The sequence below is a fragment of the Desulfomicrobium salsuginis genome (genome assembly GCF_054657795.1).
Genome location: NZ_BAAHYA010000001.1, coordinates 398,410 through 422,964 on the forward strand (window position 1 = coordinate 398,410; position 24,555 = coordinate 422,964).

Genomic DNA, 24,555 nt, shown 5'->3' on the forward strand with positions numbered 1-24,555 from the left:
CTCGCTCACCCGTTGGTCGGCTGCCGGGCGGCCCGGGAGAAGGCCGCCCGGAAGCGGTGTTATTTCTTCAGCCAGGCCATCATGCCGCGCAGGCTGTCGCCGACCTGCTCCACCTGATGCTCGTGGCTCTGACGCCGGCGGGCCAGGAAGAACGGCAGGTTGGCCTTGTTCTCAAGGATCCAGTTGCGGGCGAAGGTGCCGTCCTGGATCTCTTCGAGGACCTTCTGCATGGCCTTGCGGGACTCGTCGTTGATGACGCGCGGGCCGGTCACGTAGTCGCCGTACTCGGCGGTGTCGCTGATGGAGTGGTGCATCTTCTTGAAGCCGCCCTCGTAGAGCAGGTCCACGATGAGCTTGAGTTCGTGCATGCACTCGAAGAAGGCGATCTCGGGCTGGTACCCGGCCTTGACCAGGGTCTCGAAGCCGGCGCGGATGAGTTCGCTCACGCCGCCGCAAAGCACGGCCTGCTCACCGAAGAGGTCCGTTTCGGTCTCTTCGCGGAAGGTGGTCTCAAGGACGCCGGAACGGGTCCCGCCGACGCCGGCAGCATAGGCCAGAGCCTTGGCCAGGGCCTGGCCCGTGGCGTCCTGGTGCACGGCCACCAGGCAGGGCACCCCGCCGCCCTTCTCGAACTCGCGGCGCACGAGATGTCCGGGTCCCTTGGGGGCGATCATGACCACGTCCACGTCCTTGGGCGGGACGATCTGGTTGTAGTGGATGTTGAAGCCGTGGCCGAAGACCAGGGTCTTGCCGGCGGTCAGGTTGGGCAGGATCTCTTCCTGGAAGACCTTGGGCTGGTACTGGTCCTGGACCAGGATCTGGATCATGTCGGCCTTCTTTGCCGCCTCGGCCGCGCTGACGGGCTCGAAGCCGTGCTCGCGGGCCAGGTGCCAGTTGGGGCCGCCGGGACGCTGGCCGATGATGACCTGCACGCCCGAGTCGCGCAGGTTCTGGGCATGGGCGTGACCCTGGCTGCCATAGCCGATGATGGCCACGACCTTGTCCTTGAGTATATTCAGATCGGCGTCCTTGTCGTAGTAAACTTTCATGGTTTCTCCTTCTCTCGTGGTTCGTGATGCCCGCTGTCGGGCCCCATTGCCAAATGGATCAGTCGGCGAGCTGCATGCTGCGCCGCATGGCCACGGTGCCGGCGCGGATGAACTCCTTCACGCCGAACCGCTGCAGCAGAGCCACGACGGCCTTGATCTTGCCCTGATCCCCGGTGATTTCGAGCGTCAGCTCGTCCGGGCTGACGTCGATGACCTTGCATCTGAAAATATCCGCGACCCTGAGCACCTCGGCCCGCTTGGCGTCCTCGGCGCCGACCTTCATCAGCACGATCTCGCGCTCCACGGCCTGCAGGTGGGTCAGGTCCACGACCTTGATGACCGTGATGAGCTTGTGCAGCTGCTTGATGATCTGTTCGATGATCTGTTCTTCGCCGCTGGTGCAGATGGTGATGTGGGAAATCCCGTTGTCCAGGGTCGGGCCGACGTTCAGGGACTCGATGTTGAATCCGCGGCCGCTGAAAAGGCCGACCACGCGGGACAGGACTCCGGGTTCGTTCTCGACGAGAATGGAAAGGACATGTCTCATGGCGGCCTCCTAAACCAGCAGCATTTCGGACAGGGCCGCGCCGGCCGGGACCATGGGCGCGACGTTCTCCTCGGGCTCCACGCGCACGTCGACGATGACCGGTCCCGGATAGGCGAAGGCCGCCTCCAGGGTCGCCTCCAGATCCTCGGGCTTGTCGACGAGATACCCCGCGGCGCCGTAAGCCTTGGCCAGGGCCACGAAGTCGGGGTTGGCGTGCAGGCAGGTGGAACAGTAGTTCTTCTGGTAGAAGAGCTCCTGCCACTGCCGGACCATGCCCAGGTAGCCGTTGTTGAGGATGACGATCTTGACGGGCACGTTGTAGCTCACGGCCGTGGCCAGTTCCTGGATGTTCATCTGGATGGACCCGTCGCCGGCGATGTCGACGACCAGCCTGTCCGGGAAGGCGAACTGCGCGCCGATGGCCGCCGGGAAACCGTACCCCATGGTCCCCAGACCTCCGGAAGTCAGGAGCGTGCGGGGCTTCTTGTAGGTGTAGAACTGCGCGGCCCACATTTGGTTCTGCCCCACCTCCGTGGAGATGATGGCCTCGCCCTTGGACAGCTTGTAAATCTTCTCCACCACCCACTGCGGCTTGATGGCCCCGCCGTTCTTGGCGTAACCCAAGGGGTGCTTGGTCTTCATCTCGGCCAGGGAGGCGTTCCAGTCGGCGTGCTTGTCCTTCCAGTCCACGTCTTTGATGCGGGCCACCTCTTCGAGCAGTCCTTCGAGCCCCTGCTTGCAGTCGGCCACGATGGGCACGTCCACGACCACGTTCTTGCTGATGGAGGTGGGGTCGATGTCGATGTGGATGATCTTGGCCCGCGAGGCGAAGGAGTTGACGCGGCCCGTGACGCGGTCGTCGAAGCGCGCGCCCACGGACACGAGCACGTCGCAGCTGTGGATGGCCATGTTGGCCGTGTAGGTGCCGTGCATGCCGAGCATGCCGAGCCAGTTCTGATGGTCGCCGGGATAGGCCCCCAGGCCCATGAGGGTCGTGGTCACGGGCAGGTGGAACTCGTCCGCCAGCCTGGTCAGCACCGCCGCGCTGTCCGAGGAGACCACGCCGCCGCCGGCATAGATGACGGGCTGGCGGCTCAGGGCGATGAGCTCGGCGGCCTTGCGCAGCTGCTTGCGGTTGGGGTTCACGTTGGGGTTGTAGCTGCGGATGCTGATGCTCTCGGGATAGGAAAACTCAGTGACGGCGTTGACCACGTTCTTGGGGAGGTCGATGAGGACGGGCCCCGGCCTGCCCGTCCGCGCGATGTAAAACGCCTGCTTTATGGTCGTCGCCAGGTCGGCGACGTTTTTGACCAGATAGTTGTGCTTGGTGCAGGGCCGGGTGATGCCCACGATGTCGGCTTCCTGAAAGGCGTCGTTGCCGATCAGGTGCGTGGGCACCTGCCCCGTGATGACGACGAGGGGAATGGAATCCATGTAGGCCGTGGCGATCCCGGTCACGGTGTTGGTCGCACCGGGGCCGGACGTGACCAGGCACACGCCCACCTTGCCCGAGGCCCGGGCGTAGCCGTCCGCGGCGTGGACCGCGGCCTGCTCGTGCCGGACGAGAATGTGCCTGATCGGGTGCTTGGGCAGTTCATCGTAGATGTCGATGACCGCGCCGCCGGGGAAACCGAAGATGAGGTCCACCCCTTCCCGCTTCAGACACTCCATCAGAATCTGGGCACCGGTGAGCACCATGGCTCCTATCCCTCCTGTTTCCTGTATTTTTCAAGCAGAGCCTGGATCCGGGTCTTTCCGGCCAGCTTCTTCTTCTTGTACTCCTTCACCTCGAGATCTTCCGCGGGAGAAAGCGCAGCCTTTCCCGAATAGCGCTCCAGGATCTTCTCGTAGCCCACATGTTCCTCCCACAGAGCCTTGAGTTCCTCGTCGTGACCCATGTGGGCCGCAATCAGTTCGAGGTCTTGCTGTTCCATAGGATGTCTCCTTAGCGTTATGGTTATCCTCATGCCCGGCCGGACAGGACGTCCCAGTCGGGCTCTTCCTCGGTCATCAGGAGCAGGTTCTTGTGCCGGGACCCGTGCCCGGACTCGATGACCACCTGCTGGGTCTTCATTCCGAAAAGCTCGGCCACAAATACTGTCAACGCGTTGTTGGCCTTGTTGTCAACCGCCGGGGCGCGCAGGCGGATCTTGAGATGGTCGCCGTGCATGCCCGCCAGCTCCGTCTTCTTCGCCCCGGGCTGCACCCAGAGGCTGATCCGCCAGCCGCCGTCCTTGGCCGGGCCGGCCCAGACCGGGCGGTCCTTCGCCACCGTCGCCCCCTAGAACATCATCTGCGACAGGAGTCGCGTCATGAAGACCTGGATGAACTTGATGGCCAGGACGACCACGAAGGGCGAAAAGTCGATGCCGCTGAAATAGGTGAACGGCATCCACTTGCGGATCCGGTAGAACACGGGCTCGGTCAGGGTCCGGATGCCGCGCACGATGGGATTGTAGGGGTCGGGGTTGACCCAGGACATGACCACCGCGGCGATGACCACCCAGAAATACAGGGACAGGACGCTGTCCACCACATAGTATACAGCCGTGATCAGGCTCGAAAAAACCGGCATGAAGCCTCCGTAAGAATATATTCTTCCTGCGCGGCGCTGGGGCGGGATACTCCGTGCGCCATGGCCGCGCAAGCGTTAATCGATTATCTCAAAAAATCCCCTTTCAAACCATTGCCGCAGTTCATGGAAACTGTCCACATGGAGTTGGGCGGCCAGTTGCCGGTTGCGGTAGGCCCAGAACGGCACCCCCGCCCGCACCGTCGTCTCCTGGTCCACGGACGAGTCCCCGAGGTAGGCCATGGCCCCCTCGCCCACGCCCCAGGCCTCGACGATGCGCCGCAGCCCCTCGGGGTCCGGCTTGGGCCGGGCGACCTTGGCCGCGGTCATGACCGGGTCGAAGTAGCCGGTCAGGGCGAAGCGTTCCAGGACCAGCTCCATGGAGTTCTTGCGGTTGGTGTTGACGGCCATGCGCACCCCGCGCCCGGCCAGGTCCTCCACCAGTTCGAAGAGCCCCGGCTCGGGGATCATGCGGTCGATGAAGTCGTTGTAGGTCATGTGCCCCTGGACCTCGGCCGCTCTGGCCCTGAGGTCCGGGGGAATGATCCTGGCCATGGCCGCGTCCACGGTGTGCATGAACGCGTACTCCTCGTCCTCGGGGCTCATGGGCTCAAGGCCCAGGGTCAGGAGGATGTGGTTGTAGTAGTGGCGATTGACGTCGCGGGAGTCGAAGAGGACCCCGTCGCAGTCGAAGACCACGCCGCGGACGAGCCGCAGGTCGATACGGCGGGGCCGGCCCGCACGAGATGGCATGGCTACCCCATGGCCTCCGGGAAATACTGCCCCGCCAGCTCGCGCAGCTTGAACTTCTGGATCTTGCCGCTGGCCGTCATGGGGTATTCGTCGAGGAAGGCCACGTACTTGGGAATCTTGTAACGGGAGATCTGCCCGCGGCAGAAGTCGCGAATGTCCTCGGTCCCGTAGTCGAAGCCCTCCTTGAGGATGACGAAGGCGCCGACCTCCTCGCCGTACTTGCGGCTGGGCACGCCGACCACCTGCACGTCCTTGATGCCCTCCATGCGGTACAGGAATTCCTCGATCTCGCGCGGGTAGACGTTCTCGCCGCCGCGGATGATCATGTCCTTGAGGCGCCCGGTGATGCTCAGGTACCCGTCCTCGTCCATGACGCCCAGGTCGCCGGAGTGCATCCAGCCGTCGGGATCGATGGCCTGGGCCGTGGCGTCGGGGTTGTTGTAGTAGCCCTTCATGACGTTGTAGCCGCGGCAGCAGACCTCGCCCTGCACGCCGGGGGCCACGGGCTCGCCCGTCTCGGGCTCGACCACGCGCACCTCGATCTCGGGCATGGCGCGGCCCACGGTGCGCGTGCGCTGCTCCATCGAATCGTTGACCCGCGTCTGGGTCATGACCGGGGACGTCTCGGTCAGGCCGTAGCAGATGGTGATCTCCTTCATGTTCATGACGTCCATGACCTTCTCCATGACCGGCACCGGGCAGGGCGAACCGGCCATGATGCCCGTGCGCAGGGACGACAGGTCGAACCTGGAGAAGGAGCGGTGTTCGAGCACGGCGATGAACATGGTCGGCACGCCGTAGAGGGCCGTGCACTTCTCCTCCTCAACCGCCGTCAGGACGAGCAGGGGGCTGAAGCCTTCGAGGATGACCAGCGTTGCGGCGTGGCTGATGGCCGCCAGGACGCCCAGCACGCAGCCGAAGCAGTGGAAAAGGGGCACGGGCAGGCAGACCCGGTCCTTGTGGGTGAACTTCTGGTTCTCGCCGATCCAGAAGCCGTTGTTGCCGATGTTGTAGTGGGTCAGCATGACGCCCTTGGGGAACCCGGTGGTGCCCGATGTGTACTGCATGTTGACCACGTCGTGCGCGTCGAGGGACGCTTGGCGGGCCCGGTAGTCCTCCTCGGCGGTCACGCGGCTCAGGGCCAGCAGCTCGGGCATGGAGTACATGCCGCGGTGCTTCTCCTGCCCGAGGAAGAAGACGCGCTTCAGGTCCGGGAACTTCTCGCTGCGCAGGTAGCCCCGCTCCTGGGTCTTGAGCTCGGGCACCAGCTCGTAGACCGTCTGCACGTAGTCCGTGTCGCGGAAGGAATCGATGAGCAGCAGATTCTCGCACTCGGACTGCTTGAGCAGGTATTCGAGCTCGGCCTTCTTGTAGAAGGTGTTGACCGTCAGCAGGATGGCCCCGATCTTGGCCGTGGCGAACTGGAATGCCACCCAGTACGGCACGTTGGTGGCCCAGATGGCGACCTTCTCGCCCTTCTGCACGCCCATGGCCATGAGGCCCTTGGCGAGGTTGTCGACCAGTTCGCCGAACTCCCGGTAGGTCATGCGGAAATTGCGGTCCACGTAGACCACGGCTTCGTTGTCCGGGTGCTGCATGATGGCTTCGTCGAGCATCTGCCCGAGGGTAATTTCTCGCAACGCTGGCTTGTCCATGACTCCCCCTTGGAATGATTCCGGACTATTCCGGAAAGTAGAGCACCGCATAGATGGAGGCCGGGGAGTCCCCGCTGCAGGCCACATGATGCGGAACGATGGAATTGAGATAGATGGAGTCGCCCTTGGACAGGGTCAGCACCTCGCGGCCGTAGGTGACCTCGATGGCGCCGTCGTGCACGACGATGAACTCCTCGCCCTCGTGGCTCGACAGTTTGCGCTCGGCGCAGGCCGACGGCATGAGCTCGACGAAAAAGGGCTCCATGTGCCGGTCGGTCTTGCCGCGCCCCAGGGAATAGAACTTCATGTCCACGGGGCAGTCCTTGCCGCCGAGCATGTTCAGGCCCGCCTCCCGTTCGCCCAGGCGCACGATGAGGGGGTCGTGGCCGAGTTCGTCGTCAAGGAAGGTGCCCATGCGCACGCCGAGACCGCGGGCGACCTTGAGCAGGGGTCCCAGGGACGGGTAGACCGAGTCCTCTTCGAGGGATTTGAGAAAGGAAAGCTGCAGGCCGGTGCGCGCAGCCAGATCTTCGAGGCTGATTTCGTTCATTTCCCGGAAACGTTTGATGCGTCTGCCGAGTTGCTCTTTGCTCATACTCAGGTCTCGCTGGTTAGGGTTGCTGGGACGGGGCCACGATGGTCAGGGGTTCGGACAGCTCGACCCGGACGCCGCAGAGCCGCTCCAGGCCGTCCTCGTCCAGCCGGCAGCACAGCAGGGCGCCGTCCTGACCGCAAGGGGAAAAATCCAGGTCCAGGGCCGCAAGCTCCCGCAGCACGTCGGCGTCGGTCACGAACAGCCGTGCGTCCCGGGGCAGGAAGCACAGCAGGGACGGCAGCAGGGATTTCCAGGGCAGCTCCGCGCCGGCCCGCGGGAAGATGACCTCGTCGGGCACGCCGAGTTCCGCGAAGCTCTCCTCGTCGTCAAGACCCAGCACCGCGGCGAACCCTTCCCGGGCCGCCTCGAACCGACCTTCCTGCTCGCGCATGGCCACGAACTGCTCCTCGCGGGAAAGGGCCATGGCCAGCAGAACCTGGGCCTGACGGCGCGGGTCGGCCGCCTCGGGTTCGGCGCCGCCAAGGAGCTGCGACCGGAATTCCAGGCTCGTGCCCGTGAAGAAATTGTCCAGTCCCGCGGCCTGGTAGGCCTTCATGTCCGAGACTCGCGGAAACCGCTCCCCGAACTCCATGTAGCTGCGCAGCAGCGCGCGCACCTCGGCCGGCGAACAGGGCAGGCTCTCGGGCCGCCAGCGCGGCCGGTCCGTGGCCATGTCCACGCCGGGGTCGAAAAAGACGAGCCCCTCGGGCAGGGGCCCCTGGCCCAGCCTCGGGTGCATCCAGGGAAAATGCACGAGCATTGCGGTCATATGATCTCCTTAAACCGTATCCGCGACAGAACCCGCCAGCACGAACCTGCGGCATCGCCCGGGGCATAAGGGCATGCGCAGCAGGCAGACGCCGTCCAGGAAGTGCGCGCAGGGCACCTCCCCGGCCTCGCCCGGCAGGGGGACGAAATTTGCACAGTCGAGGCCAATGTTCAAGGCCGCATCCACGCGCCGCTCCCAGATTCGCCCGGCCTCCTCCGAAGACAGGCCCAGGCTCTCGCCGCGGACCACGAAGGCGTCGAAGCTGTCCGCGAGGGCCTGCAGCGCGGCGCAGGCGAAAGCCGTGTGGAGGCCGGGGTTGAGACGCTCCTCGTAGAGGCAGCGACCCGCCGCCCAGAAGCGGCAGCCCTTGCCCGGCAGCGGAAGCGGCGGGCTCACGCAATCACCCTTCCGAAGGCGTCCGGATGCCGCGGGCATGGCCTCAGGCTATTTAGGGAATACATTCCATCCATCCGGAAACCAAGATTTTTCTTCGTCACCCAATTGTTGACCTGCCCGAAGGGCTATGTGTATATGAGGCGCATTCATTTCCGAGGAGGCATACATGTTCGGCATTGGCATCCCAGAGCTTCTCATCATTCTGGTCATCGTCCTGGTCATTTTCGGGGCCAACAAGTTGCCTGAAATCGGTTCAGGTATGGGCAGGGCCATCAAGAACTTCAAGAAGGCCACCAGCGAGCCTGAAGAAATCGACGTGACGCCCAAGTCCGACTCGAAGGACACGACGGATAAGAAAGACTGAATTTCAGACGGTTGAAATCGAAAGAATCCCGGCCTCGGCCGGGATTCTTGTTTTCAAAAGCCCCCTACCTGACCCGCACCGTCAGCCCCTGGGCCTTGGCCGCGTCCTCCAGGCGCCGGACCAGGGCGTCCCTGGACCCGGTCGTGATCCGCCACACGCCGGCCAGTCCCTGCCCTTCCATTTCCACGCCGATCAGGGCCTTGCGCTCGATCTCCGCGTTCCAGCCATCCATGAGACGGTCGAACTCCATGGGCCCCATGCTCGAAAGCCAGCCGGAGATGCGGACCTCGACCCCGGCCCCGCTCCCCCCGGCTTGCGCCGGCCGGGAAAAATAGTCCTTCCAGACCGCCAGCCAGACCTCGTCCAGGGTCTTGGCCGAGCGGGTCGTACTCCACTCCCCGAGGCTCAGCACACCGGTCCAGTCCCGGCCCTGCGACAGGGTCAGAACCGGCACGTCCACGCCGGCGGCGGCCACCGGGGCGAGTCCCGAGAGCTCCTGAAGCGCGCCAAGTCGCTTGGTGCGCGAAGGCTCCACGCCCGACAGGCGGAGCACGTACGGCAGCGGACCCGTCAGGGTGGAGAGCACGCCCAGGTCCCGCAGACGGGTCTTGAGGACCGCGCCATGAACCCGCACGTCGAGCGTCAGCGCCTCGCCCGTGGCGTTGCCCCCGGCCGTGGCGTTGCCGACGTCACCGAACGTTTCCTTGTAGCCCAGGACCAGGGTGTCCCGCTCCTTGGCCAGGACGCCCATGACGGCCTTGAGCCGCGCCGGCGTCAGCGCCGGGCCCAGGATGGCCTGAGTTTCCAGGGCCAGGGCCTCGTCGAACCCGCGCCCCACGGCCGCGGCCCTGTCCTCGCCCTGAACCAGCGGCACCGTCACGCGCTGGTCCGCCAGAACCAGGGTGGACCAGAGCATCAGGGCCGCAACCACACCGAAAACGCGTCCTTGCATGGATACACTCCTTCGTAAAAATCTGTAGCGCGAGGGTCGGTCTGCCGCAACCCGGCCCTTACGCCGGGGACTCCAGGAACGCCCTGGCCCTGGCCGCCATCCCCTCGAAATCCGCCGGGTCGTGCCAGGCGATGTCCCCGTCCTTGTTGAACCAGGTCAGCTGGCGCTTGGCATAGGCCCGCGTGCTGCGCAGCCAGTCGGCCCGCGCCTGGGCCATGTCCAGGCCGTCCAGGAGCACGGCCAGCAGTTCGGGGCAGCCGATGCCCGAAAACCCCGGCGCGTCCCGGTGCGGGCAGCCGTCGTAGGCCAGACGGACCTCGTCCAGGGCGCCGGCTTCGAGCATGAGTCCGATGCGGCGCTCCAGACGCGGGGTCAGCGTCGCCAGGTCCGTGCGCAGGCCGATCTTGAGGGCGCGCAGCCCCTCCGGGCGGCGGGTCTGGCCGTGCCACCAGGTCAGGGTCCGGCCCGTGGCGGCGAAGACCTCCAGGGCGCGGCAGATGCGCTGCGGGTCGTTGGGATGGATTTTGGACGCGTAGTCCGGGTCCACGCCCCGCAGACGGGCGTACAGGACCGGCGACCCGACGGACGCGCACTCCCGCGCCAGTTCCTCGCGAATGCGCGGGTCGACGTCCGGGATGGGCGCCAGGCCGTCGACGAGGCTCTTCAGGTAGAGGCCCGTGCCGCCTACGAGGATGGGTACGAGGCCCTCGCTGCGGTAGGCCTCGGCCCGGGCCAGGATCTCGGCCGCGAAGGAGCCCGCCCGGACGGGCTGGTCCACGGGCAGGTAGCCGTAGAGGGCGTGGGGACAGACGGCCTGCTCCTGCGGCGTGGGCTGGGCCGTGACGATGCCGAGGCCGGCGTAGACTTGGCGGGAGTCGAAGTTGACCACCCCGCCGCCCAGAGCCCCGGCCAGGGCCAGGGCCGCGGCGGTCTTGCCCGTGCCCGTGGCTCCGACCAGACAGACGAGACTCGTGACGCTCATGCCCTGGCGGGCCCCCCGGCGGGCAGAGCGGCCGCGCCGGAACGGGTCTCGGCCAGCCGATCCTCGATGTGGGCCTGGATGGACTCGGGCACCAGCCCCTCGATGACCCCGCCGAGCTTGGCCACGTCCTTGATGATGGAGGAGCTGATGTACAGCCAGCGGTAGTCCGTCATCATGAAGACGGTGTGGATGCTGGGCTTCAATTTGCGGTTCATGAGGGCCATCTGGAACTCGTACTCGAAGTCCGAGACGGCGCGCAGGCCGCGCAGGATGGTGTTGGCCTGCGTGCCGGGCACGTAGTCCACCAGCAGGCCCGAAAAGGCCTCGACCTCGACGCGCAGCTGCCCGCGGAAGACCTCGCGGATCATGTCGACGCGTTCGTCGAGGGTGAAGAGCGGGTTCTTGCCCGAGTCCCTGGCCACAGCCACGATGATGCGGTCGAAGACCTCGAGGCCCCGGCGCACCAGGCTCAGGTGTCCGTTGTGGAAGGGGTCGAAGGTGCCGGGGTAGACGGCGATGCGCTCTGATTTCTGCGCCATATGCAAATCCTTGTCTGTCCGTAGAGTTTGTCGCGAAGGAGCGCCAGGTCCGGGTGCGGGGGGGCGTCGAAGGCCAGCCCCGCCTCCACCTCGGCGCACAGCAGCCCTTCGCGCGCAAGTACGTTTCGGTCAAGCAGCAGCCGCAGGGCCGGCAGAAAAAGGTCCTTGCCGTAGGGCGGGTCGATGAAGACCAGCCCGAAGGAGCCCGTACCGTCCCCGCCCAGCCAGCGCGCGGCGTCGCCCTTGACGATCCGGAAACGCTGCCGCGCGACGCCCAGCTCATCGAGGTTGGAGCGGATGAGGGCCGCGGCGTGGGCGGCCTTCTCGACAAAGACCGCTTCCGCCGCGCCGCGGCTCAGGGCCTCGATCCCCAGGGAGCCGCTGCCGGCGAAGATGTCGGCCACCCTCGTCCCGCCCCAGTCCACACCCTGGGATTCGAGCATGGAGAAGAGGGACTCGCGCACCTTGCCCGTGGCCGGGCGATAGCCCGGCCCCTCGGTGGTGCGGATGCGCCTGCCGCGGTACTCCCCGGAGATGATGCGCACGGACTAGGCCTTACCGTTCTTGCGCTTCTGCTCGAACATCAGCTCCGAAAGGATGGAGGTGAAGCGCGCGTTGATATCCAGCAGGTTGCCGCGGATCTCCACCTGGTTGGACAGGCCCATGCGCTGGATGAACTCCACCCGCTCCCGGACCTGATCCAGCTTGTCGGTCGTCTCCTCCAGCAGGTATTCCCAATCGATGCGCGGGGCGGCCAGGGACGGACGCGCCGTCAGCTCGAAACGCCCGCCCTTCTCCAACAGGCACTCGTCCAGATAGTCCGGGATGTGCACGGCGTACTTGAACTTCTCGCGGATGAGCTCGGCCAGGACCTTCTGCCCGGAATGCTCGCCGTGGACCAGGTAGATCTGCACATCGGGATTGCGGAAGTGGGACAGCCAGTCGAGGATCTGCGACTGCCCGGCGTGCCCCGAAAAGCCGCCGATAGTGAAGACCTTGGCCTTGACCGAAAGCTCCTCACCCAGGATGCGGATGGTCTGGGCGCCGTCGACGATGCGCCTGCCCGGCGTGCCCTCGGCCTGGAACCCGACGAAGACGATGGACGCCCCCGGCTTCCAGATGTTGTGCCGCAGGTGGTGCTTGATGCGGCCCGCATTGGCCATGCCGCTGCCGGCGATGACGATGGCCGGACCCTGGGAGGTGTTGATGGCCCGGGACTCCTCGGCCGTCAGAGTGTAGCGCAGGTTGGGCAGTTCCAGGGGGTTCTCGCCGTTCTTGACCCGCTGCTTGGTCTCGTGGTCATAGTAGTCCCAATGCCGCCGGAAGATTTCGGTCGCCTTGATGGCCAGGGGGCTGTCCACGTAGACGGGCAGGTCCTCGGGCAGTTTCCCTTCCTGGCGCAGGAGATAGAAGGAGTACAGCAGCTCCTGGGTGCGCTCCACCGCAAAGGCCGGGATGATGACCTTCTCGCCGCGCTCGTAGCTGTAGGCAATGGCCTCGGCCAGTTCCTGCCGGCTCTGGGTCTCGTTCTTGTGGTTGCGGCTGCCGTAAGTCGACTCCAGAAAGAGGAAATCGGCATGCTCCACGGTCTGCGGGTTGCGGACCAGAAGCTGGTTGGGGCGGCCCAGGTCGCCGGAAAAGACGAGCTTGGTCTCCTCGTCCCCCTCCTTGACCCACAGCTCGATGAAGGCCGAGCCCAGAATGTGTCCCGCGTCGTTAAAGACCACGCGTATGCCGGGGGCCGGCTCGAATGCCGTGCTGTACTCCTCGATTTTCAGCTGCTTCAGGACCTTCTGGGCCTGCTCCACGGTGTAGAGAGGCTCCACGGGCCGGTCGCCGGCGCGCATTTTCTTGGTGCTGCGCCACTGGGCGTCGGTCTCCTGGATGCGCGCGCTGTCCTCGAGCATGATGGTCAGCAGGTCGCGGGTCGGCGCGGTGGTGTGCACCCGGCCCTTGAACCCCTTGGCCGCCAGGCGCGGCAGCAGTCCCGAATGGTCGATGTGGGCGTGGGTCAGAAGAATGAAATCGAGGGCTTCGGGACGGTACACGCCGTTCTCGTCCCAGTTGCGCGCCTCGATGACCCTGTTGCCCTGGTGCATGCCGCAATCGATGGCGAAACGGGCGTGTTCGCACTCGAGCACGTAGCACGAGCCCGTCACGGTCCTTGCCGCGCCAAGAAACGTTATCTTCATTCTTTTCTCCCTATATTCCAAATGGATGAAAACAATGCCCCGCAACCCATTGCCCTTGAAGGGCCGGGTGTGCTAGCCCCGAGGACACGCCGTGTCCCATGACGGGGCGACAACCTTTTTGCCAAGACGAACCAACCCATGATCAATCTGGACAAACTCAGCGACCGGGATCTGCCCCCTCTCAAGCCGATGGTCATCCGGCTGTGGCAGCTCCTCAATGCCCCCAACACCCGCCTGCAGGACATCGTCGAGGCCATGAGCGCCGAGCCCGTCCTGTGCGCCCGGATCATGGCCATCTCCAACTCGCCCATGTACCGCGGCCTCGACGAGATCACCTCGCCGCAGAAGGCGCTTGTGCGGCTGGGTCTGAACGAGGTCAAGGGCATCGTCTACTACCTGACCCTGGCCGACTCGGTCACCAAGAACGCATTCCCGCCCTCGTTCTCCATACGGCGCTTCTGGACCCACAGCCTGAGCACGGCCCTCTTGTCCAAAAAGCTCATCCAGTACTACCCGAGCCTCTTTCCCATGTCCCCGGAAGAACAGGACGGAACATACCTGGCCGGCCTGCTGCACGACATCGGGTACGTGGTCATGGCCACCCTGATGCCCGGAGAGTTCACCGTGATGACAAAGATCTGGGAAGAGGGTGGACGGGACCCCATGGCCGTCGAAGAGAAACTCTTCGGCGTCAGCCACCCGCTCCTGAGCGCCAAGGCTTTGAAGCTCTGGAAATTCCCGAAAAACGTGCAGCTCGCGGTCTACGCCCATCACCGTGCTGTGGCCCAGGACTCCCCCCCCTCCATCATGCTCATCAAGCTGGCGGACTACCTCGCCACCAAGGCCGGGTACCACTTCAACCCCATGTTCACGGCGGACATGAAGGGCCTCGGCGTCCCGCTCTTCCTGCTCGAAAACGACTACCAGCCCGTGGTCGATGAAGTGGCCCTGAAGGTGGAGACGCTCGTCAACCAGGCCTTCGCCTGAGGTTCAGGGGGCCGTGGTGCAGCGCAGTTCGAGATCGACGGCGCCCGTGTGCCCCATGACCCCTTCGGGCGCAGGCTCGTTCATCCTCTCGCAGACCCAGTTCCACAGCACGTCGCTCGTCCGGTCGAACTGCCTGTAATCGCCCAGCACCCGCACGCACAGATACCGTGCGGCCAGGGCCATGCGCGCGGCCGGGACGTCATCCTGAAATTGGTATTCTCCGATGGCCGCGCCGAGCCGGGCCAGCATGGACCGCGTGCCCTCCTCGTCGAGGTCGGGGGAGACGAGGCACAGGAACCCGTTGTCCATGGACGCCAGCCGGTCGTAGTTGCGCAGCTGCCGGCGCAGGGAGGCCCAGATGCCGTTCTTGAACCACTCCATCCAGCCATCCCCGTAGTTCAGACGCAGGTCCGCCAGACCTGGCACCGAAAGGACGCTCAGGGAAACCCACCCTTCCCGGCGGCCGATGCGGTTGACCTCCTCGCCCAGATAGATGCGCAGGCCATCGGGCGTCAGCAGGCCCGTCTCCCTGTCCAGCAGGCGCGACGCGCCGTACTTCCGGCACAGGGACATGGCCCGCAGGGCCCGGCGCATTCTCCATTCCAGCTCCAGGTCGAGGCAGGGGGCGGCGATGACGTCGTCGACCTCGTTCTGGCTCGAAAAGATCGGGATCATATCGGCCTGGGGGCCCGACAGGATGATGTAGGCAGGGGTCAGGGAACGCCTGGACTCACGGGCCCGGACCATGGCGCAGAGTTCCAGGCCCGAGATGTCCACCCCCAGGGAGGAGACGAGCAGGCAGTCGTAGGCGATGTCCTCGGTCAGGGCCACGGCCTTGAGATGGCCGCGCACGTGATCGACCTTCAGATCGAGCCGCCGCAGCACGGCGATCATTTCCCGCGCGACGTCGTCGTCGGGCTCCACGAGCAGGAACGTGAACCTGTCCTTGTCTTCCATGGTCTGGGTCATGAGCTGCGCCTTTGCGTTACGGGGGGTTGGATGCACGGATGCCTGGAACCGCCATCGCCTTCGGGTAGCAGACCCGGGGGCGCCTTGTCCACAGACCCGGCGCGGGGCCGGGCCCTTGGGTTTTGCCCTCGGACGCGTTATGGTGTATGGCCCCTGTCCACAGTGGACACCACACATGCATAATCCTTTCAAATCGCTGGAAAAAGATCCAGGCCTCAAGGCCAGGATGAAAAAACGACGCAAGCCCGCGGCCACGGCGCCCGCTCCGGCCGAAGGCCCTCGGGAAAAATCCGAGGACGAGCTCTTCCTGCACGCCTTCTCCGACGTGGTCCCCCTGAACAAGGGCGGCCGCGACGTGGCACCGGCGGCGGCTCCGCCCCAGGCGGCCCCCGCCCCTCAGCCGACCTTCGCCAGGCTGCTGGAGGAAAACATCGAGTTCGAGATGGACTACACCCACGAGTTCATCACCGGACAGATCCGGGGGCTGGATCCCAAGATCTTCCGCAAGCTCAAGGGCGGGGAGTTCAGCGTGCAGGCCCACCTGGACCTGCACGGCATGAACGCCGACCAGGCCAAGCTCGCTGTCCTTGACTTTCTGCGGCGCTGCTACATGGAAGGCAAGCGCTGCGTGCTGCTCATTCCCGGGCGCGGCCGCAACTCCCCCATGGGCCAGGGCGTGCTGCGCCAGGAGCTGACCGCCTGGCTGACCCAGGCCCCCCTGAAGCGCGTCGTACTGGCCTTCACCACCGCCCTGCCCAAGCACGGCGGCAGCGGGGCCATCTATCTCCTGCTGCGCCAGGTGCGCAAGGACAGGGGCAAGATCGTCTGGGAAGACGTCTTCGTCGATCTGGACGGCTGAATTTCATTCATCTGCATCACCAAAGGACCTGAACATGGGCTTTTTCTCCCGCATCAAGAAACTCTGGGGCTCCGAAACCGAAACGCAGCCCCAGGCCTCCTCGCCGCCGCAGGCCCCCGAGGCTCCGGAACGTCCCGAAGCAGCCCCCCCGCATGAAGGGGCCCCGACACCGCCCGAGCCGCCCCGCAGCGAAGCGCAAACTCCGGAACCCACCCAGGCTGTCCCGGCCGACGAAGCGACGCGGGACGCCGAGCCCGCAAAGCCCACGGAGCCGCAGCAACCTGCCGAGCCCGCGCGCAAGGAAGGCGGCTGGCGCAGGCTTTTCGGTTTCGGCGGCGAAGAGACCACGGAAACGGTGCCCGTCCCGACGGAGCCGACCGAACCGGCTGAGCCGGCCGTGCTCTTCCAGGAAAAGCCCACGGCCAAGGCCGCCCTGGAGCCCTGGCAGCAGGCTCTGGTGCAGGCCCTCGGCGAGGCCGAGCCCAAGCTTTCGACCTGGATGACGCACATCCTGGACGGCGTGACCAAACGCGGCGACGCCCTGTGGGGCCGCCTGCGCTTCCTGTTCGCGCAGTTGGACGTGCCGACGGCCGAGGCCGAAGATTTCATCGCCCGCTTCGACACGTGGCTCTCGGACATGGACTACGACCATGTGGACGAGTTCCGTTCGGAACTGCAGTACCGCATGGCCCTGGCCCTGGAGCTGGAGGACGAGGAGGACGAGCGCAACCGCCTCTTCCTGAAGCTCTCGGCGGGCCTCGGCAAGACGCGCGAGCAGCTGACCATGCGCATCGACAGGCTCCTGTCCATGGCCGGAGGCTACGACGACGCCTTCTGGGAAGAGCTGGAGGAGATTCTGCTCATGGCCGATGTGGGCGTCAGCGCCACGCAGGAGCTCCTGAAGCGCCTGCGGCCCAAGGTCCGCCAGGCGGGCGGGCGCGACGCCGCGGACTTCAAGGCCCTGCTCAAGGAGGAACTGGCCGCGGTCTTCCTGGAGCCCAAGGCCCCCACGGTGCCCCAGGCGCCCGAGGTGGTGCTCATGATCGGCGTCAACGGCGCGGGCAAGACCACGACCATCGCCAAGCTGGCCCACCGCGCCCAGATGCAGGGCCGCAAGGTCCTGGTGGCGGCCGGCGACACCTTCCGCGCCGCGGCCATCGAGCAGCTGCAGGTCTGGTCCAAGCGGGTCGGGGCCGGCTTCTACGCCAAGACCCACGGCAGCGACCCGGCGGCCGTGGCCTTCGAAGCCGTGGATTACGCCATGAAGGAGGGTTACGACCTGGTCTTCGTGGATACGGCCGGACGCCTGCAGACCAAGCACAACCTCATGGAGGAGCTGAAAAAGATAAACCGCGTCCTGGGCAAGAAACTCGACGGCGCGCCCCACCGCACCGTCCTGGTGCTGGACGCCACCACGGGCCAGAACGCCCTGTCCCAGGTCAAGCTCTTCTCCCAGGCCTCGCCCGTGGACGAGGTCATCCTGACCAAGCTCGACGGCACGGCCAAGGGCGGCATCATCGTGGCCATCGCCCTGGAGTTCAAGATCCCCATCAGCTTCGTGGGACTGGGCGAAAAGATGGAAGACCTGCGCCCCTTCTCGGGCCAGGAATTCGCCAGCGCCCTCTTCGACTGAAAAAACGCGGGCGGGATCATGGTCCCGCCCGCATCGTCCTACTTCCCCGTCGCATCCCCCAGCGCCCGCCGGAGGCTCTCCACCCGCCGCCTGTTGACGCCCAGGTCCCACCAGCCAGTGCGCGAAGCCGAGCGCACCTGAACCACGTCGCCGTCCCGGCGGCATTCCAGATCGTCCACGAAGCCGAAGAGGCGGGAACGGAAGGTGGCGTGCAGGTACCCGCCCTCCTCGCGCTCGATGCTGCCGCCGAGCGAGACGATCGCCTCGCGCAGCCGCACCCAGCCGTCTTCGCCGGTCACGGGCAGGGGCGGGGCGCTCCCTTCTTCGGAGTTCACGCAGTTGGGCGAACCGGGACAGGCGCGCAGCCTGCCGCCGTCCGGGCCCGAAGGCCCGGCCGCGGCGCAGGACGCCAGGCCCAGACAGACCGCAAGGGCAAGACACGGGGCAATCCGGAACATGCTTCCTCCAGGGTTACGATGCAGGAAAGGACAGACGGACCGCCTCGACGGCGCGGACATCGACGAAGTCCCACTCCGGCGGCAGTTCCGCCGTGAAACCAGGCATGTCCAGCCTCCAGTGGTGCAGGAAAAGACCGCCATGCTCGCCAACGCCATAGACGGGGTCGCCGACGAGGGGGTGCCCGGCATGGGCCAGATGGGCGCGGATCTGGTGCCGCCGCCCCTTGAGGATTTGGACCAGGACCAGGGTGTTCCCCTCCACGGCGCGCACCGGGCGGACCACCGTATGGCGCAGGACTTCGTCCTCCTGCCCGGTGACGCGCACCACGCGGCGCTTGTCGTCCAGGATCAGCCCCGTCAGTTCAAGCTCCCCCACGCAGCCATGGACCAGGGCCAGGTACCACTTGCGCACCAGCCCGGCCTCCTGCCACCCCTTGTACAGGGCGGCCTCCCGCTCCCCGACGGCGGCCAGGACCAGCCCGCCAGTCAGCAGGTCGAGACGGTTGAGGAGACGCCACCCGGCCAGGCCCAGCCCCGGCAGGCACCCTTCAAGGCTGTTCCCGCCGCGCCCGGCCACGGTGTGCACCCCGCCGGGCTTGGAGATGGCCGCAAACCCCATGGCGCTGAAAACGACCTCGACGCCGGCGACGTCGCAGACGCCTGGGCCCGCGTCCGCCGGTTCCTCAACGCTGACGAGCTGGCCGGGCAGCACCAGTCCGCCCTTGGCCAGCGGCCGGCCGTCGACCAGGACCAGGCCGGCCTCGATCAAGGCCCGGCTGCGCCTGATCCCAAGGCCGAGATTGGCGGCCAGGACCTTGTCCAGCCGCTCGGGGGAAAGATGCGCGGGGTGCGGGAACGTGCTCATGTGCGCTTGCGGTGCCGGCCCTGATGCGTGCTGCGGCAGGGTCATTGCTGGGGGTAGCCGGGCTTTTCCCGCTCCACGATGGACATCCAGGCCACGGTCAGTTCCCGGTCCCACTGCGTGCCGGCCCCGCGTTCGAGTGCGTACATGACCTTGTCCATGGGCAGGGCCTGCCGGTAGGCCCGGTTGGAGGTCATGGCCTCGTAGCTGTCGGCCAGGCAGATGATGCGGGCCAGGAAGGGGATCTCGTCGCCGGCCAGACCATCGGGGTAGCCCTGGCCGTCCAGGCGCTCGTGGTGGTGGTAGATGAGGCCCGTGATGTCCTTCATGGCCTCGACCTGGCCGAGAATCTCGCGGCCCATGACGCTGTGGCGCTTCATGATCTCGTACTCGTCCTCGGTCAGGGCGCCCGGCTTGTTCAGGATGTGGTCGGGGATGCCGATCTTGCCGATGTCGTGCAGCATGCCGGCCATGTGCAGAAGGTCGATCTCCTTGGTCCCCAGCCCCAGCGCCCGCGCCAGCCGGCAGGCGTACTCGGCCACGCGTTCGGAGTGCCCGCGGGTGTAGTAGTCCTTGACCTCCACGGCCTGGGCAAAGGAGCGGATCACGTCCTGGTTCATGGTCCGCAGACGCGAATAGAGGTGCGAGTTCTGCAGTGCCGAGGCCGTGTGGGAGGCGAAGACTCCCAGAAGCTGGAGGTCCTGCTCGCGGTACAGGGCGTTTTTCTCGTCGCGCACCAGCGCGATGACGCCGACCCGCTTGTGCGGCAGGTCCAGGGGCACGGCCATGACGGAATACGGGAAGCCCTGCGGGAAAAATGCGATATTGAAGGAGGATTGCCGCAGGGTGAACTGGTCCAGCAGGTAGGACCGGCCGTGGCGCATGATCTTGTCGCACAGCTTCGTCACGAAGACGCGCAGCAGTTCGCTCGTTTCCAAAAGCCGCCCCTGGATGCGGCAGGGCTTTTGCTCCATCATCTCCGGCATGAGCAGGCAGATGGCGTCGGGCGTGAAATTCTCGCGCAGGTGGCTCAGGAACTCCTCGACCACGGCCAGATGGTTGAGCTGGCTGCCCAGGCGCTTGCTCAGGCCAAGCATGCGCACCACGGCCGAGAGCTTCTCCTGCTCCTTGCGCAACCGGCGCTGCTCCATGACCGAGCGCACGCGCAGCAGCAGGTGCTTGATGTCGAAGGGCTTGGCGATGTAGTCGGCCGCCCCGTTCTTCATGAGGTCCACGGCCGTCTCGGTGGTGCCGTAGCCGGTGATGACCAGGAAGTCCGAGTCGATGTTGCGCTGGCGGATCTGGCTGAGGAGATCCTGGCCATTCATGGCGGGCATGCGCAGGTCGCTGATGACCAGATCGAAACAGCGCTCGCAGGCCTTGGCCAGGGCTTCCTGCCCGTTGGCGGCCAGGGTGACGCGATACCCCGCCCCGCCGAGGGCCTCTTCGCAGATTTCCCTCAGGGCCGGCTCGTCGTCCACCACCAGCACGTGAAACGAAGAAGTCATCTTCCCACCTCTTCAACCAAACCGCCCCTGCCGGGCCGGCCTCGCCAAAGCCGTTGACGTTGGAACACGCCATTTTCGTATTTGAAAAACAATGACCTGACAACACGAGGCCTGGATGAAAATAATCCTTGCCAAGGAAAACCATCTTGGGTAGATGCCATTTCCTCATTCGGGATGTGGCTCAGTCTGGTAGAGCGCTGCGTTCGGGACGCAGAGACCGGAGGTTCAAATCCTCTCATCCCGACCATAAAAATCAAGGGCTTGGATATAAAAAATCCAAGCCCTATTTTTTTTGCACTCTTTTCCGGTAATACAAGGCGACCGGGAACCAGCATTTCACTGTTTGGCTCCGGAATGACGACCTTCATGTGCCGCCGTATCGGACCCTCCACAGCACAGCGGAGGGATTGGCGACCAACGTCCCGACGCGAGGAACCATATTGCGGGGAACATGAATCCGCGCCAGCAAGGAGACCGCATGAGCAAGAGACAAAAGCGGAAAAATATCAGACGGCAGAGCACAAAATCCGGATTGGCCCCTGGGACGCCGGTCTTCATCGGGGAACGCAAGCGGGAAACAACACGAATAGACATCATCGACTACGACGATGCCGCCCTCAATGAATTTCCGGACACAACCGTGGAGCAATGCACGCTTCTGGCCCAATCGGAAACGGTGACCTGGATAAACGTCATCGGCCTTCAAGATCTCGGGATGATCGAACTGATCGGCAAGCGCTTCAATCTCCACCCCCTGACCATCGAAGACCTCGTCAACACCAACCAACGTCCCAAGGCGGAGATCTTTCCCGACTATCTGTTCATCGTCCTGAAAATGATGAGCTACAACGAAACCGCCAATTCCGTGGACGTCGAACATGTCAGCCTCATTCTGGGCAAAAACTACGTCATCTCCTTTCTCGAAAACGAGGGGGATGTCTTCGATACGGTTCGTGCGCGCATCCGGTCTGCAAAAGGCCGGATACGGGCGATGCCGCCCGATTATCTCGCCTATGCCCTGATGGATGCCGTGGTCGATCATTATTTCCTCGCCGTCGAGCGGATCGGCGATTTTATCGAGGATATCGACGACCGTCTCCTAGCTGATCCCCAGCCTGATGACGTGCAGGAAATTCACCGCCTCAAACGCGAGATACTGATTTTGCGCAAAGCGGTTTGGCCACTGAGAGAGGAAGTGGGCGCTATCGAAAAAAGCGAATCACCGCTCATTCATCATGAAACCCGCATTTTTCTTCGCGACCTCTACGATCACACGATCCAGGTCATCGATATGGTGGAAACCTTCCGGGACCTTTTGGGCGGCATGCATGACACCTATCTTTCGAGTGTCAGCAACCACATGAACGAAATCATGAAGGTGCTTACGATAATCGCGACCATTTTCATTCCGCTGACGTTCATCGTCGGAGTTTATGGAATGAATTTCGAACACATGCCCGAGTTGAAATGGCCATGGGGATATTATCTGATCTGGCTGGTCATGGCCGGTGTAGGCGTCGGCATGGTGCTGTTTTTCAAACGCAAGAAGTGGATTTGATGGTCCGCCGTGACCATTGGGCCCACCCGGCACCATTGAGGCCTCTCAGCAACTCGTAACCGTCTCCCCCTGATGCGGATTTTCCCCGCTACAGACGCTCTGGTCCTTGGTTTCCAGAAAATGCTTGTCTGGGCCTGCGGAAAGAGGCATACGTTTCAGTGACACTGAACATTTTCCCAAGGATTTCCGGACCATCATGCAGAGTATGTTCGCTGATTCGCCCTCCTCTCCGGAAACGCGGCGGAACAAACCTTCCATCCTGCTCGTCGAGGACAACGTCATCGTCGCCTTCGACATGCAGCAGCGCCTGCAGCAGCTCGGGTACGCGGTCCAGGGCATCGTCGCTTCCGGCGAGGAGGCCGTCGAGACCGTAGCCCGGCAGGAGCCGGCCCTCATCCTCATGGACATCTTCCTCGACGGCCGCATGGACGGCATCGAGGCCGCCCAGAAGATCCTCGAAAAGAGTCAGATCCCCATCATCTTCCTCACGGGCCATGACGACGAGGAGACCCTGGGCCGCGCGAAGATCACCGAGACCTTCGGCTACATCATCAAGCCCGCCAAGCCGCGCGACCTGCATGTGGCCATCGAGATCGCCCTCTACAAGCACGCCGCCACCCAGGCCCTGCAGAAGAGCGAGCAGCAGTACCGGCTGCTCTTCAACTCCATGCTCAACGGCTTCGCCCTGCACGAGGTGATCCTGAACGACGCGGGGCGGCCCGTGGATCTCGTGCTGCTCGACGTCAATCCGGCCTTCGCCAATTTCTTCGAGTTGCCTGCCCAGGACATCGTCGGCCGCAGCCTGCGCGAGCTTTCCGACAGGGTCGAGCCCTTCTGGATAGACGTCCTGGGCAAGACCGCCATAAGCCGCCAGTCCATCCGCTTCGACGGCTTCGCCGCCTTTCTGGGCCGGCATTTCTCCATCGTGGCCTTCAGCCCCCAGGAACGTCAGGTGGCCGCCATCTTCGAGGACACCACGGCCCGCAAGGACGCCGAAAAGCGGCTGCAGCACCGCACCTTCCACGACGCCCTGACCAACCTGCCCAACCGCGCCCTGTGCCTGGACCGCATCAAGCAGGCCATGGACCGCGCCAGGGTGCGCGAGGACTATCTTTTCGCCGTCGTGCAGGTTGATGTCGACCGCTTCAAGGACATCAACGACAGCCTCGGGCATTTTGTCGGCGACACGCTCCTGAAGACCATCGGCCGCATCCTGCAGGACGAGGTATCGTCCATCGACACCGTGGCCCGGCTCGGCGACGACGAATTCGTGGTCCTGCTCGAAGAACTGCCGTCCAAGAAAAGCGCCGTGACCGCCATCAAGAAGATCAAGGCCGCCCTGAACCGCCCCCTGATCATCGAGGGGCACGCCCTGCACCTGAGCGCCTGCCTCGGCGCCCTTTTCGGCCCGAGCGATTACGAAACGCCCGAAAACTACCTGCAGGGCGCCAACATAGCCCTGCGCCACGCCCAGGAACAGGGACCGGACCAGCTGCGCTTCTACGCCCATGAAATGCAGGACAAGGCCCTGCGCAAGATGGACACGGAAAGCAGGCTGCGCAACGCCATCCGCGACAACGAACTGCATCTGGCCCTGCAGCCCATCTTCGCCATCGGCGAGGAGCCGGTCCTGACCGGCTTCGAGGCCCTGCTGCGCTGGAAGCCCGCGGACCGGGACTGGGTCTCGCCGGCGGAGTTCATCCCCATCGCCGAACAGACCGGCCTCATCCTGCCCATCGGACAGTGGGTCCTGGAACAGTCCTGCAGTGTCCTGGCCTCGTGGGCGACCACCTTTCCGGACAGCGGCCTGAGCATTTCCGTCAACCTTTCGGCCCGCCAGTTCTCAAGCCCGGACCTGGTGCAGAACATCTTCGACTGCATCCAATCCAACGGCATCTCCCCGTCGCTGCTGAAGCTCGAAATCACCGAGAGCGACGTCATGACCAACCCCGACATCACGGTCCAGAAGCTCAGACTCATGAAGGAGCTGGGCGTGGCGATCCTGGTCGATGATTTCGGGACGGGCTACTCGTCCATGAGCTACCTGCAGCGCTTTCCCATCGACACCCTGAAGATCGACCGCAGCTTCGTGACCCAGCTGGAGCAGCACGCCAACCGCGTCATCGTGCGCACCATCGTCAACCTGGCCCACAGCCTGGGCCTGTCGGTGGTGGCCGAAGGCATCGAGAGCGAGCGCCAGTACCAGGTCCTCAAGGAGATGGGTTGCGAATTCGCCCAGGGGTTCCATTTCTCGCGGCCCATCTTCCTCGACCAGGTCGAGGGTTTCATCGCCGCGTATTTCGCGCGCTGAAAAACGCCGGACTCCCTGCTGCCCTGCAATGGCATGGGCTGGCGA

The 24,555-nt window shown here is 64.7% G+C and carries 25 protein-coding genes, 1 tRNA gene and 1 pseudogene; 7 read left to right on the plus strand and 20 right to left on the minus strand.

Going from position 1 to position 24,555, the window contains the following annotated elements; genetic code table 11:
• Window positions 1–59 precede the first annotated feature (59 nt).
• The 11 genes and pseudogenes from ilvC to ACYQ3G_RS01795 form a co-directional block, all read right to left on the minus strand.
• A pseudogene (ilvC, locus tag ACYQ3G_RS01745) lies at window positions 60–1,067 on the minus strand (ketol-acid reductoisomerase); the annotation flags it as partial.
• A gap of 40 nt (window positions 1,068–1,107) precedes the next feature.
• On the minus strand, window positions 1,108–1,596 hold the full coding sequence (ilvN, locus tag ACYQ3G_RS01750; protein WP_459821808.1) for an acetolactate synthase small subunit: 489 nt from the start codon (window positions 1,594–1,596) through the stop codon (window positions 1,108–1,110).
• Between the two features lie 9 nt (window positions 1,597–1,605).
• Window positions 1,606–3,294 (minus strand): biosynthetic-type acetolactate synthase large subunit, encoded by a 1,689-nt coding sequence (gene ilvB / locus ACYQ3G_RS01755; protein ID WP_459821810.1) that lies wholly within the window; start codon window positions 3,292–3,294, stop codon window positions 1,606–1,608.
• A 5-nt stretch (window positions 3,295–3,299) separates the two neighbouring features.
• On the minus strand, window positions 3,300–3,530 hold the full coding sequence (locus ACYQ3G_RS01760) for a hypothetical protein (protein ID WP_028578165.1): 231 nt from the start codon (window positions 3,528–3,530) through the stop codon (window positions 3,300–3,302).
• A gap of 29 nt (window positions 3,531–3,559) precedes the next feature.
• Complete coding sequence (locus tag ACYQ3G_RS01765; RefSeq protein WP_459821812.1) at window positions 3,560–3,868, minus strand: DUF167 domain-containing protein; 309 nt, start codon at window positions 3,866–3,868, stop codon at window positions 3,560–3,562.
• 9 nt (window positions 3,869–3,877) lie between these two features.
• Window positions 3,878–4,171 carry a YggT family protein gene (locus tag ACYQ3G_RS01770; protein ID WP_028578163.1) on the minus strand — a complete coding sequence of 98 codons (294 nt, stop codon included), beginning with the start codon at window positions 4,169–4,171 and terminating at the stop codon, window positions 3,878–3,880.
• Between the two features lie 75 nt (window positions 4,172–4,246).
• Window positions 4,247–4,921 (minus strand): HAD family hydrolase, encoded by a 675-nt coding sequence (locus tag ACYQ3G_RS01775; RefSeq protein WP_459821814.1) that lies wholly within the window; start codon window positions 4,919–4,921, stop codon window positions 4,247–4,249.
• Between the two features lie 2 nt (window positions 4,922–4,923).
• Window positions 4,924–6,576 (minus strand): AMP-binding protein, encoded by a 1,653-nt coding sequence (locus ACYQ3G_RS01780; protein WP_459821816.1) that lies wholly within the window; start codon window positions 6,574–6,576, stop codon window positions 4,924–4,926.
• A gap of 25 nt (window positions 6,577–6,601) precedes the next feature.
• Entirely contained in the window at window positions 6,602–7,171 is a 570-nt protein-coding gene (locus ACYQ3G_RS01785; protein WP_028578160.1) for a helix-turn-helix domain-containing protein, read from the minus strand.
• A gap of 16 nt (window positions 7,172–7,187) precedes the next feature.
• Window positions 7,188–7,940: a hypothetical protein gene (locus tag ACYQ3G_RS01790; RefSeq protein WP_459821818.1), complete on the minus strand. Its 753-nt coding sequence runs from the start codon at window positions 7,938–7,940 to the stop codon at window positions 7,188–7,190.
• 9 nt (window positions 7,941–7,949) lie between these two features.
• Window positions 7,950–8,336: a hypothetical protein gene (locus ACYQ3G_RS01795; protein ID WP_459821820.1), complete on the minus strand. Its 387-nt coding sequence runs from the start codon at window positions 8,334–8,336 to the stop codon at window positions 7,950–7,952.
• Between the two features lie 166 nt (window positions 8,337–8,502).
• On the opposite strand from ACYQ3G_RS01795, the gene ACYQ3G_RS01800 reads away from it, so the two are divergent.
• Window positions 8,503–8,700 carry a twin-arginine translocase TatA/TatE family subunit gene (locus ACYQ3G_RS01800; RefSeq protein WP_028578157.1) on the plus strand — a complete coding sequence of 66 codons (198 nt, stop codon included), beginning with the start codon at window positions 8,503–8,505 and terminating at the stop codon, window positions 8,698–8,700.
• A gap of 64 nt (window positions 8,701–8,764) precedes the next feature.
• Here the strand turns inward: ACYQ3G_RS01800 and ACYQ3G_RS01805 are convergent, their stop codons facing one another.
• The 5 genes from ACYQ3G_RS01805 to ACYQ3G_RS01825 are packed head-to-tail and all read right to left on the minus strand — an operon-like array spanning window position 8,765 to window position 13,365.
• A complete protein-coding gene (locus ACYQ3G_RS01805) occupies window positions 8,765–9,652 on the minus strand; it encodes a hypothetical protein (protein WP_459821823.1) in 888 nt (295 codons plus the stop codon).
• Window positions 9,653–9,710: 58 nt separating this feature from the next.
• The gene (miaA, locus tag ACYQ3G_RS01810) at window positions 9,711–10,634 is read right to left on the minus strand and encodes a tRNA (adenosine(37)-N6)-dimethylallyltransferase MiaA (protein ID WP_459821825.1); all 924 of its coding nucleotides are present in this window, start codon (window positions 10,632–10,634) and stop codon (window positions 9,711–9,713) included.
• Entirely contained in the window at window positions 10,631–11,173 is a 543-nt protein-coding gene (gene coaD, locus ACYQ3G_RS01815) for a pantetheine-phosphate adenylyltransferase (protein ID WP_459821827.1), read from the minus strand. The genes miaA and coaD overlap by 4 nt, the downstream gene beginning before the upstream one ends.
• A complete protein-coding gene (gene rsmD / locus ACYQ3G_RS01820; RefSeq protein WP_459821829.1) occupies window positions 11,104–11,718 on the minus strand; it encodes a 16S rRNA (guanine(966)-N(2))-methyltransferase RsmD in 615 nt (204 codons plus the stop codon). The genes coaD and rsmD overlap by 70 nt, the downstream gene beginning before the upstream one ends.
• Window positions 11,719–11,721: 3 nt before the next feature.
• On the minus strand, window positions 11,722–13,365 hold the full coding sequence (locus ACYQ3G_RS01825; protein WP_459821831.1) for an MBL fold metallo-hydrolase RNA specificity domain-containing protein: 1,644 nt from the start codon (window positions 13,363–13,365) through the stop codon (window positions 11,722–11,724).
• Between the two features lie 138 nt (window positions 13,366–13,503).
• On the opposite strand from ACYQ3G_RS01825, the gene ACYQ3G_RS01830 reads away from it, so the two are divergent.
• On the plus strand, window positions 13,504–14,352 hold the full coding sequence (locus ACYQ3G_RS01830) for an HDOD domain-containing protein (RefSeq protein ID WP_459821833.1): 849 nt from the start codon (window positions 13,504–13,506) through the stop codon (window positions 14,350–14,352).
• 3 nt (window positions 14,353–14,355) lie between these two features.
• On the opposite strand, the gene ACYQ3G_RS01835 is transcribed toward ACYQ3G_RS01830, so the two are convergent.
• Entirely contained in the window at window positions 14,356–15,321 is a 966-nt protein-coding gene (locus ACYQ3G_RS01835) for a response regulator transcription factor (RefSeq protein WP_459821835.1), read from the minus strand.
• 175 nt (window positions 15,322–15,496) lie between these two features.
• Between ACYQ3G_RS01835 and ACYQ3G_RS01840 the strand changes: the two genes are divergently transcribed.
• Together ACYQ3G_RS01840 and ftsY are read left to right on the plus strand one after the other, a co-directional pair.
• Window positions 15,497–16,180 carry a Smr/MutS family protein gene (locus ACYQ3G_RS01840; protein WP_459821837.1) on the plus strand — a complete coding sequence of 228 codons (684 nt, stop codon included), beginning with the start codon at window positions 15,497–15,499 and terminating at the stop codon, window positions 16,178–16,180.
• A gap of 34 nt (window positions 16,181–16,214) precedes the next feature.
• Window positions 16,215–17,813, plus strand: a complete 1,599-nt coding sequence (ftsY, locus tag ACYQ3G_RS01845) for a signal recognition particle-docking protein FtsY (protein ID WP_459821839.1) — start codon at window positions 16,215–16,217, stop codon at window positions 17,811–17,813.
• A 38-nt stretch (window positions 17,814–17,851) separates the two neighbouring features.
• On the opposite strand, the gene ACYQ3G_RS01850 is transcribed toward ftsY, so the two are convergent.
• From ACYQ3G_RS01850 to ACYQ3G_RS01860, 3 genes are read right to left on the minus strand one after another with little or no spacing between them, the layout of a single operon-like run.
• Complete coding sequence (locus tag ACYQ3G_RS01850; RefSeq protein WP_459821841.1) at window positions 17,852–18,271, minus strand: DUF1499 domain-containing protein; 420 nt, start codon at window positions 18,269–18,271, stop codon at window positions 17,852–17,854.
• Window positions 18,272–18,284: 13 nt separating this feature from the next.
• The gene (locus ACYQ3G_RS01855) at window positions 18,285–19,136 is read right to left on the minus strand and encodes a pseudouridine synthase (protein ID WP_459821843.1); all 852 of its coding nucleotides are present in this window, start codon (window positions 19,134–19,136) and stop codon (window positions 18,285–18,287) included.
• Window positions 19,137–19,177: 41 nt separating this feature from the next.
• Window positions 19,178–20,641: an HD domain-containing phosphohydrolase gene (locus ACYQ3G_RS01860; RefSeq protein WP_459821845.1), complete on the minus strand. Its 1,464-nt coding sequence runs from the start codon at window positions 20,639–20,641 to the stop codon at window positions 19,178–19,180.
• Window positions 20,642–20,811: 170 nt separating this feature from the next.
• On the opposite strand from ACYQ3G_RS01860, the gene ACYQ3G_RS01865 reads away from it, so the two are divergent.
• The 3 genes from ACYQ3G_RS01865 (at window position 20,812) to ACYQ3G_RS01875 (ending at window position 24,510) form a co-directional block, all read left to right on the plus strand.
• A tRNA-Pro gene (locus ACYQ3G_RS01865) sits at window positions 20,812–20,888 on the plus strand.
• 231 nt (window positions 20,889–21,119) lie between these two features.
• Window positions 21,120–22,199: a magnesium/cobalt transporter CorA gene (corA, locus tag ACYQ3G_RS01870; protein ID WP_459821847.1), complete on the plus strand. Its 1,080-nt coding sequence runs from the start codon at window positions 21,120–21,122 to the stop codon at window positions 22,197–22,199.
• Between the two features lie 196 nt (window positions 22,200–22,395).
• Entirely contained in the window at window positions 22,396–24,510 is a 2,115-nt protein-coding gene (locus ACYQ3G_RS01875; protein WP_459821849.1) for a putative bifunctional diguanylate cyclase/phosphodiesterase, read from the plus strand.
• Window positions 24,511–24,555 lie beyond the last annotated feature (45 nt).

Excerpts from the sequence above, each read along its gene's own strand:
- ACYQ3G_RS01830 (WP_459821833.1), top strand. The coding sequence starts at position 13,504 with ATGATCAATCTGGACAAACTCAGCGACCGGGATCTGCCCCCTCTCAAG.
- ilvN (WP_459821808.1), bottom strand. The coding sequence starts at position 1,596 with ATGAGACATGTCCTTTCCATTCTCGTCGAGAACGAACCCGGAGTCCTG.
- ilvB (WP_459821810.1), bottom strand. The coding sequence starts at position 3,294 with ATGGTGCTCACCGGTGCCCAGATTCTGATGGAGTGTCTGAAGCGGGAA.
- ACYQ3G_RS01835 (WP_459821835.1), bottom strand. The coding sequence starts at position 15,321 with ATGACCCAGACCATGGAAGACAAGGACAGGTTCACGTTCCTGCTCGTG.
- ACYQ3G_RS01800 (WP_028578157.1), top strand. The coding sequence starts at position 8,503 with ATGTTCGGCATTGGCATCCCAGAGCTTCTCATCATTCTGGTCATCGTC.
- corA (WP_459821847.1), top strand. The coding sequence starts at position 21,120 with ATGAGCAAGAGACAAAAGCGGAAAAATATCAGACGGCAGAGCACAAAA.
- ftsY (WP_459821839.1), top strand. The coding sequence starts at position 16,215 with ATGGGCTTTTTCTCCCGCATCAAGAAACTCTGGGGCTCCGAAACCGAA.
- ACYQ3G_RS01825 (WP_459821831.1), bottom strand. The coding sequence starts at position 13,365 with ATGAAGATAACGTTTCTTGGCGCGGCAAGGACCGTGACGGGCTCGTGC.
- ACYQ3G_RS01790 (WP_459821818.1), bottom strand. The coding sequence starts at position 7,940 with ATGACCGCAATGCTCGTGCATTTTCCCTGGATGCACCCGAGGCTGGGC.
- ACYQ3G_RS01875 (WP_459821849.1), top strand. The coding sequence starts at position 22,396 with ATGCAGAGTATGTTCGCTGATTCGCCCTCCTCTCCGGAAACGCGGCGG.
- ACYQ3G_RS01785 (WP_028578160.1), bottom strand. The coding sequence starts at position 7,171 with ATGAGCAAAGAGCAACTCGGCAGACGCATCAAACGTTTCCGGGAAATG.
- ACYQ3G_RS01805 (WP_459821823.1), bottom strand. The coding sequence starts at position 9,652 with ATGCAAGGACGCGTTTTCGGTGTGGTTGCGGCCCTGATGCTCTGGTCC.
- ACYQ3G_RS01780 (WP_459821816.1), bottom strand. The coding sequence starts at position 6,576 with ATGGACAAGCCAGCGTTGCGAGAAATTACCCTCGGGCAGATGCTCGAC.
- ACYQ3G_RS01840 (WP_459821837.1), top strand. The coding sequence starts at position 15,497 with ATGCATAATCCTTTCAAATCGCTGGAAAAAGATCCAGGCCTCAAGGCC.
- coaD (WP_459821827.1), bottom strand. The coding sequence starts at position 11,173 with ATGGCGCAGAAATCAGAGCGCATCGCCGTCTACCCCGGCACCTTCGAC.
- ACYQ3G_RS01775 (WP_459821814.1), bottom strand. The coding sequence starts at position 4,921 with ATGCCATCTCGTGCGGGCCGGCCCCGCCGTATCGACCTGCGGCTCGTC.
- ACYQ3G_RS01770 (WP_028578163.1), bottom strand. The coding sequence starts at position 4,171 with ATGCCGGTTTTTTCGAGCCTGATCACGGCTGTATACTATGTGGTGGAC.
- ACYQ3G_RS01850 (WP_459821841.1), bottom strand. The coding sequence starts at position 18,271 with ATGTTCCGGATTGCCCCGTGTCTTGCCCTTGCGGTCTGTCTGGGCCTG.
- ACYQ3G_RS01855 (WP_459821843.1), bottom strand. The coding sequence starts at position 19,136 with ATGAGCACGTTCCCGCACCCCGCGCATCTTTCCCCCGAGCGGCTGGAC.
- ACYQ3G_RS01760 (WP_028578165.1), bottom strand. The coding sequence starts at position 3,530 with ATGGAACAGCAAGACCTCGAACTGATTGCGGCCCACATGGGTCACGAC.
- miaA (WP_459821825.1), bottom strand. The coding sequence starts at position 10,634 with ATGAGCGTCACGAGTCTCGTCTGTCTGGTCGGAGCCACGGGCACGGGC.
- ACYQ3G_RS01860 (WP_459821845.1), bottom strand. The coding sequence starts at position 20,641 with ATGACTTCTTCGTTTCACGTGCTGGTGGTGGACGACGAGCCGGCCCTG.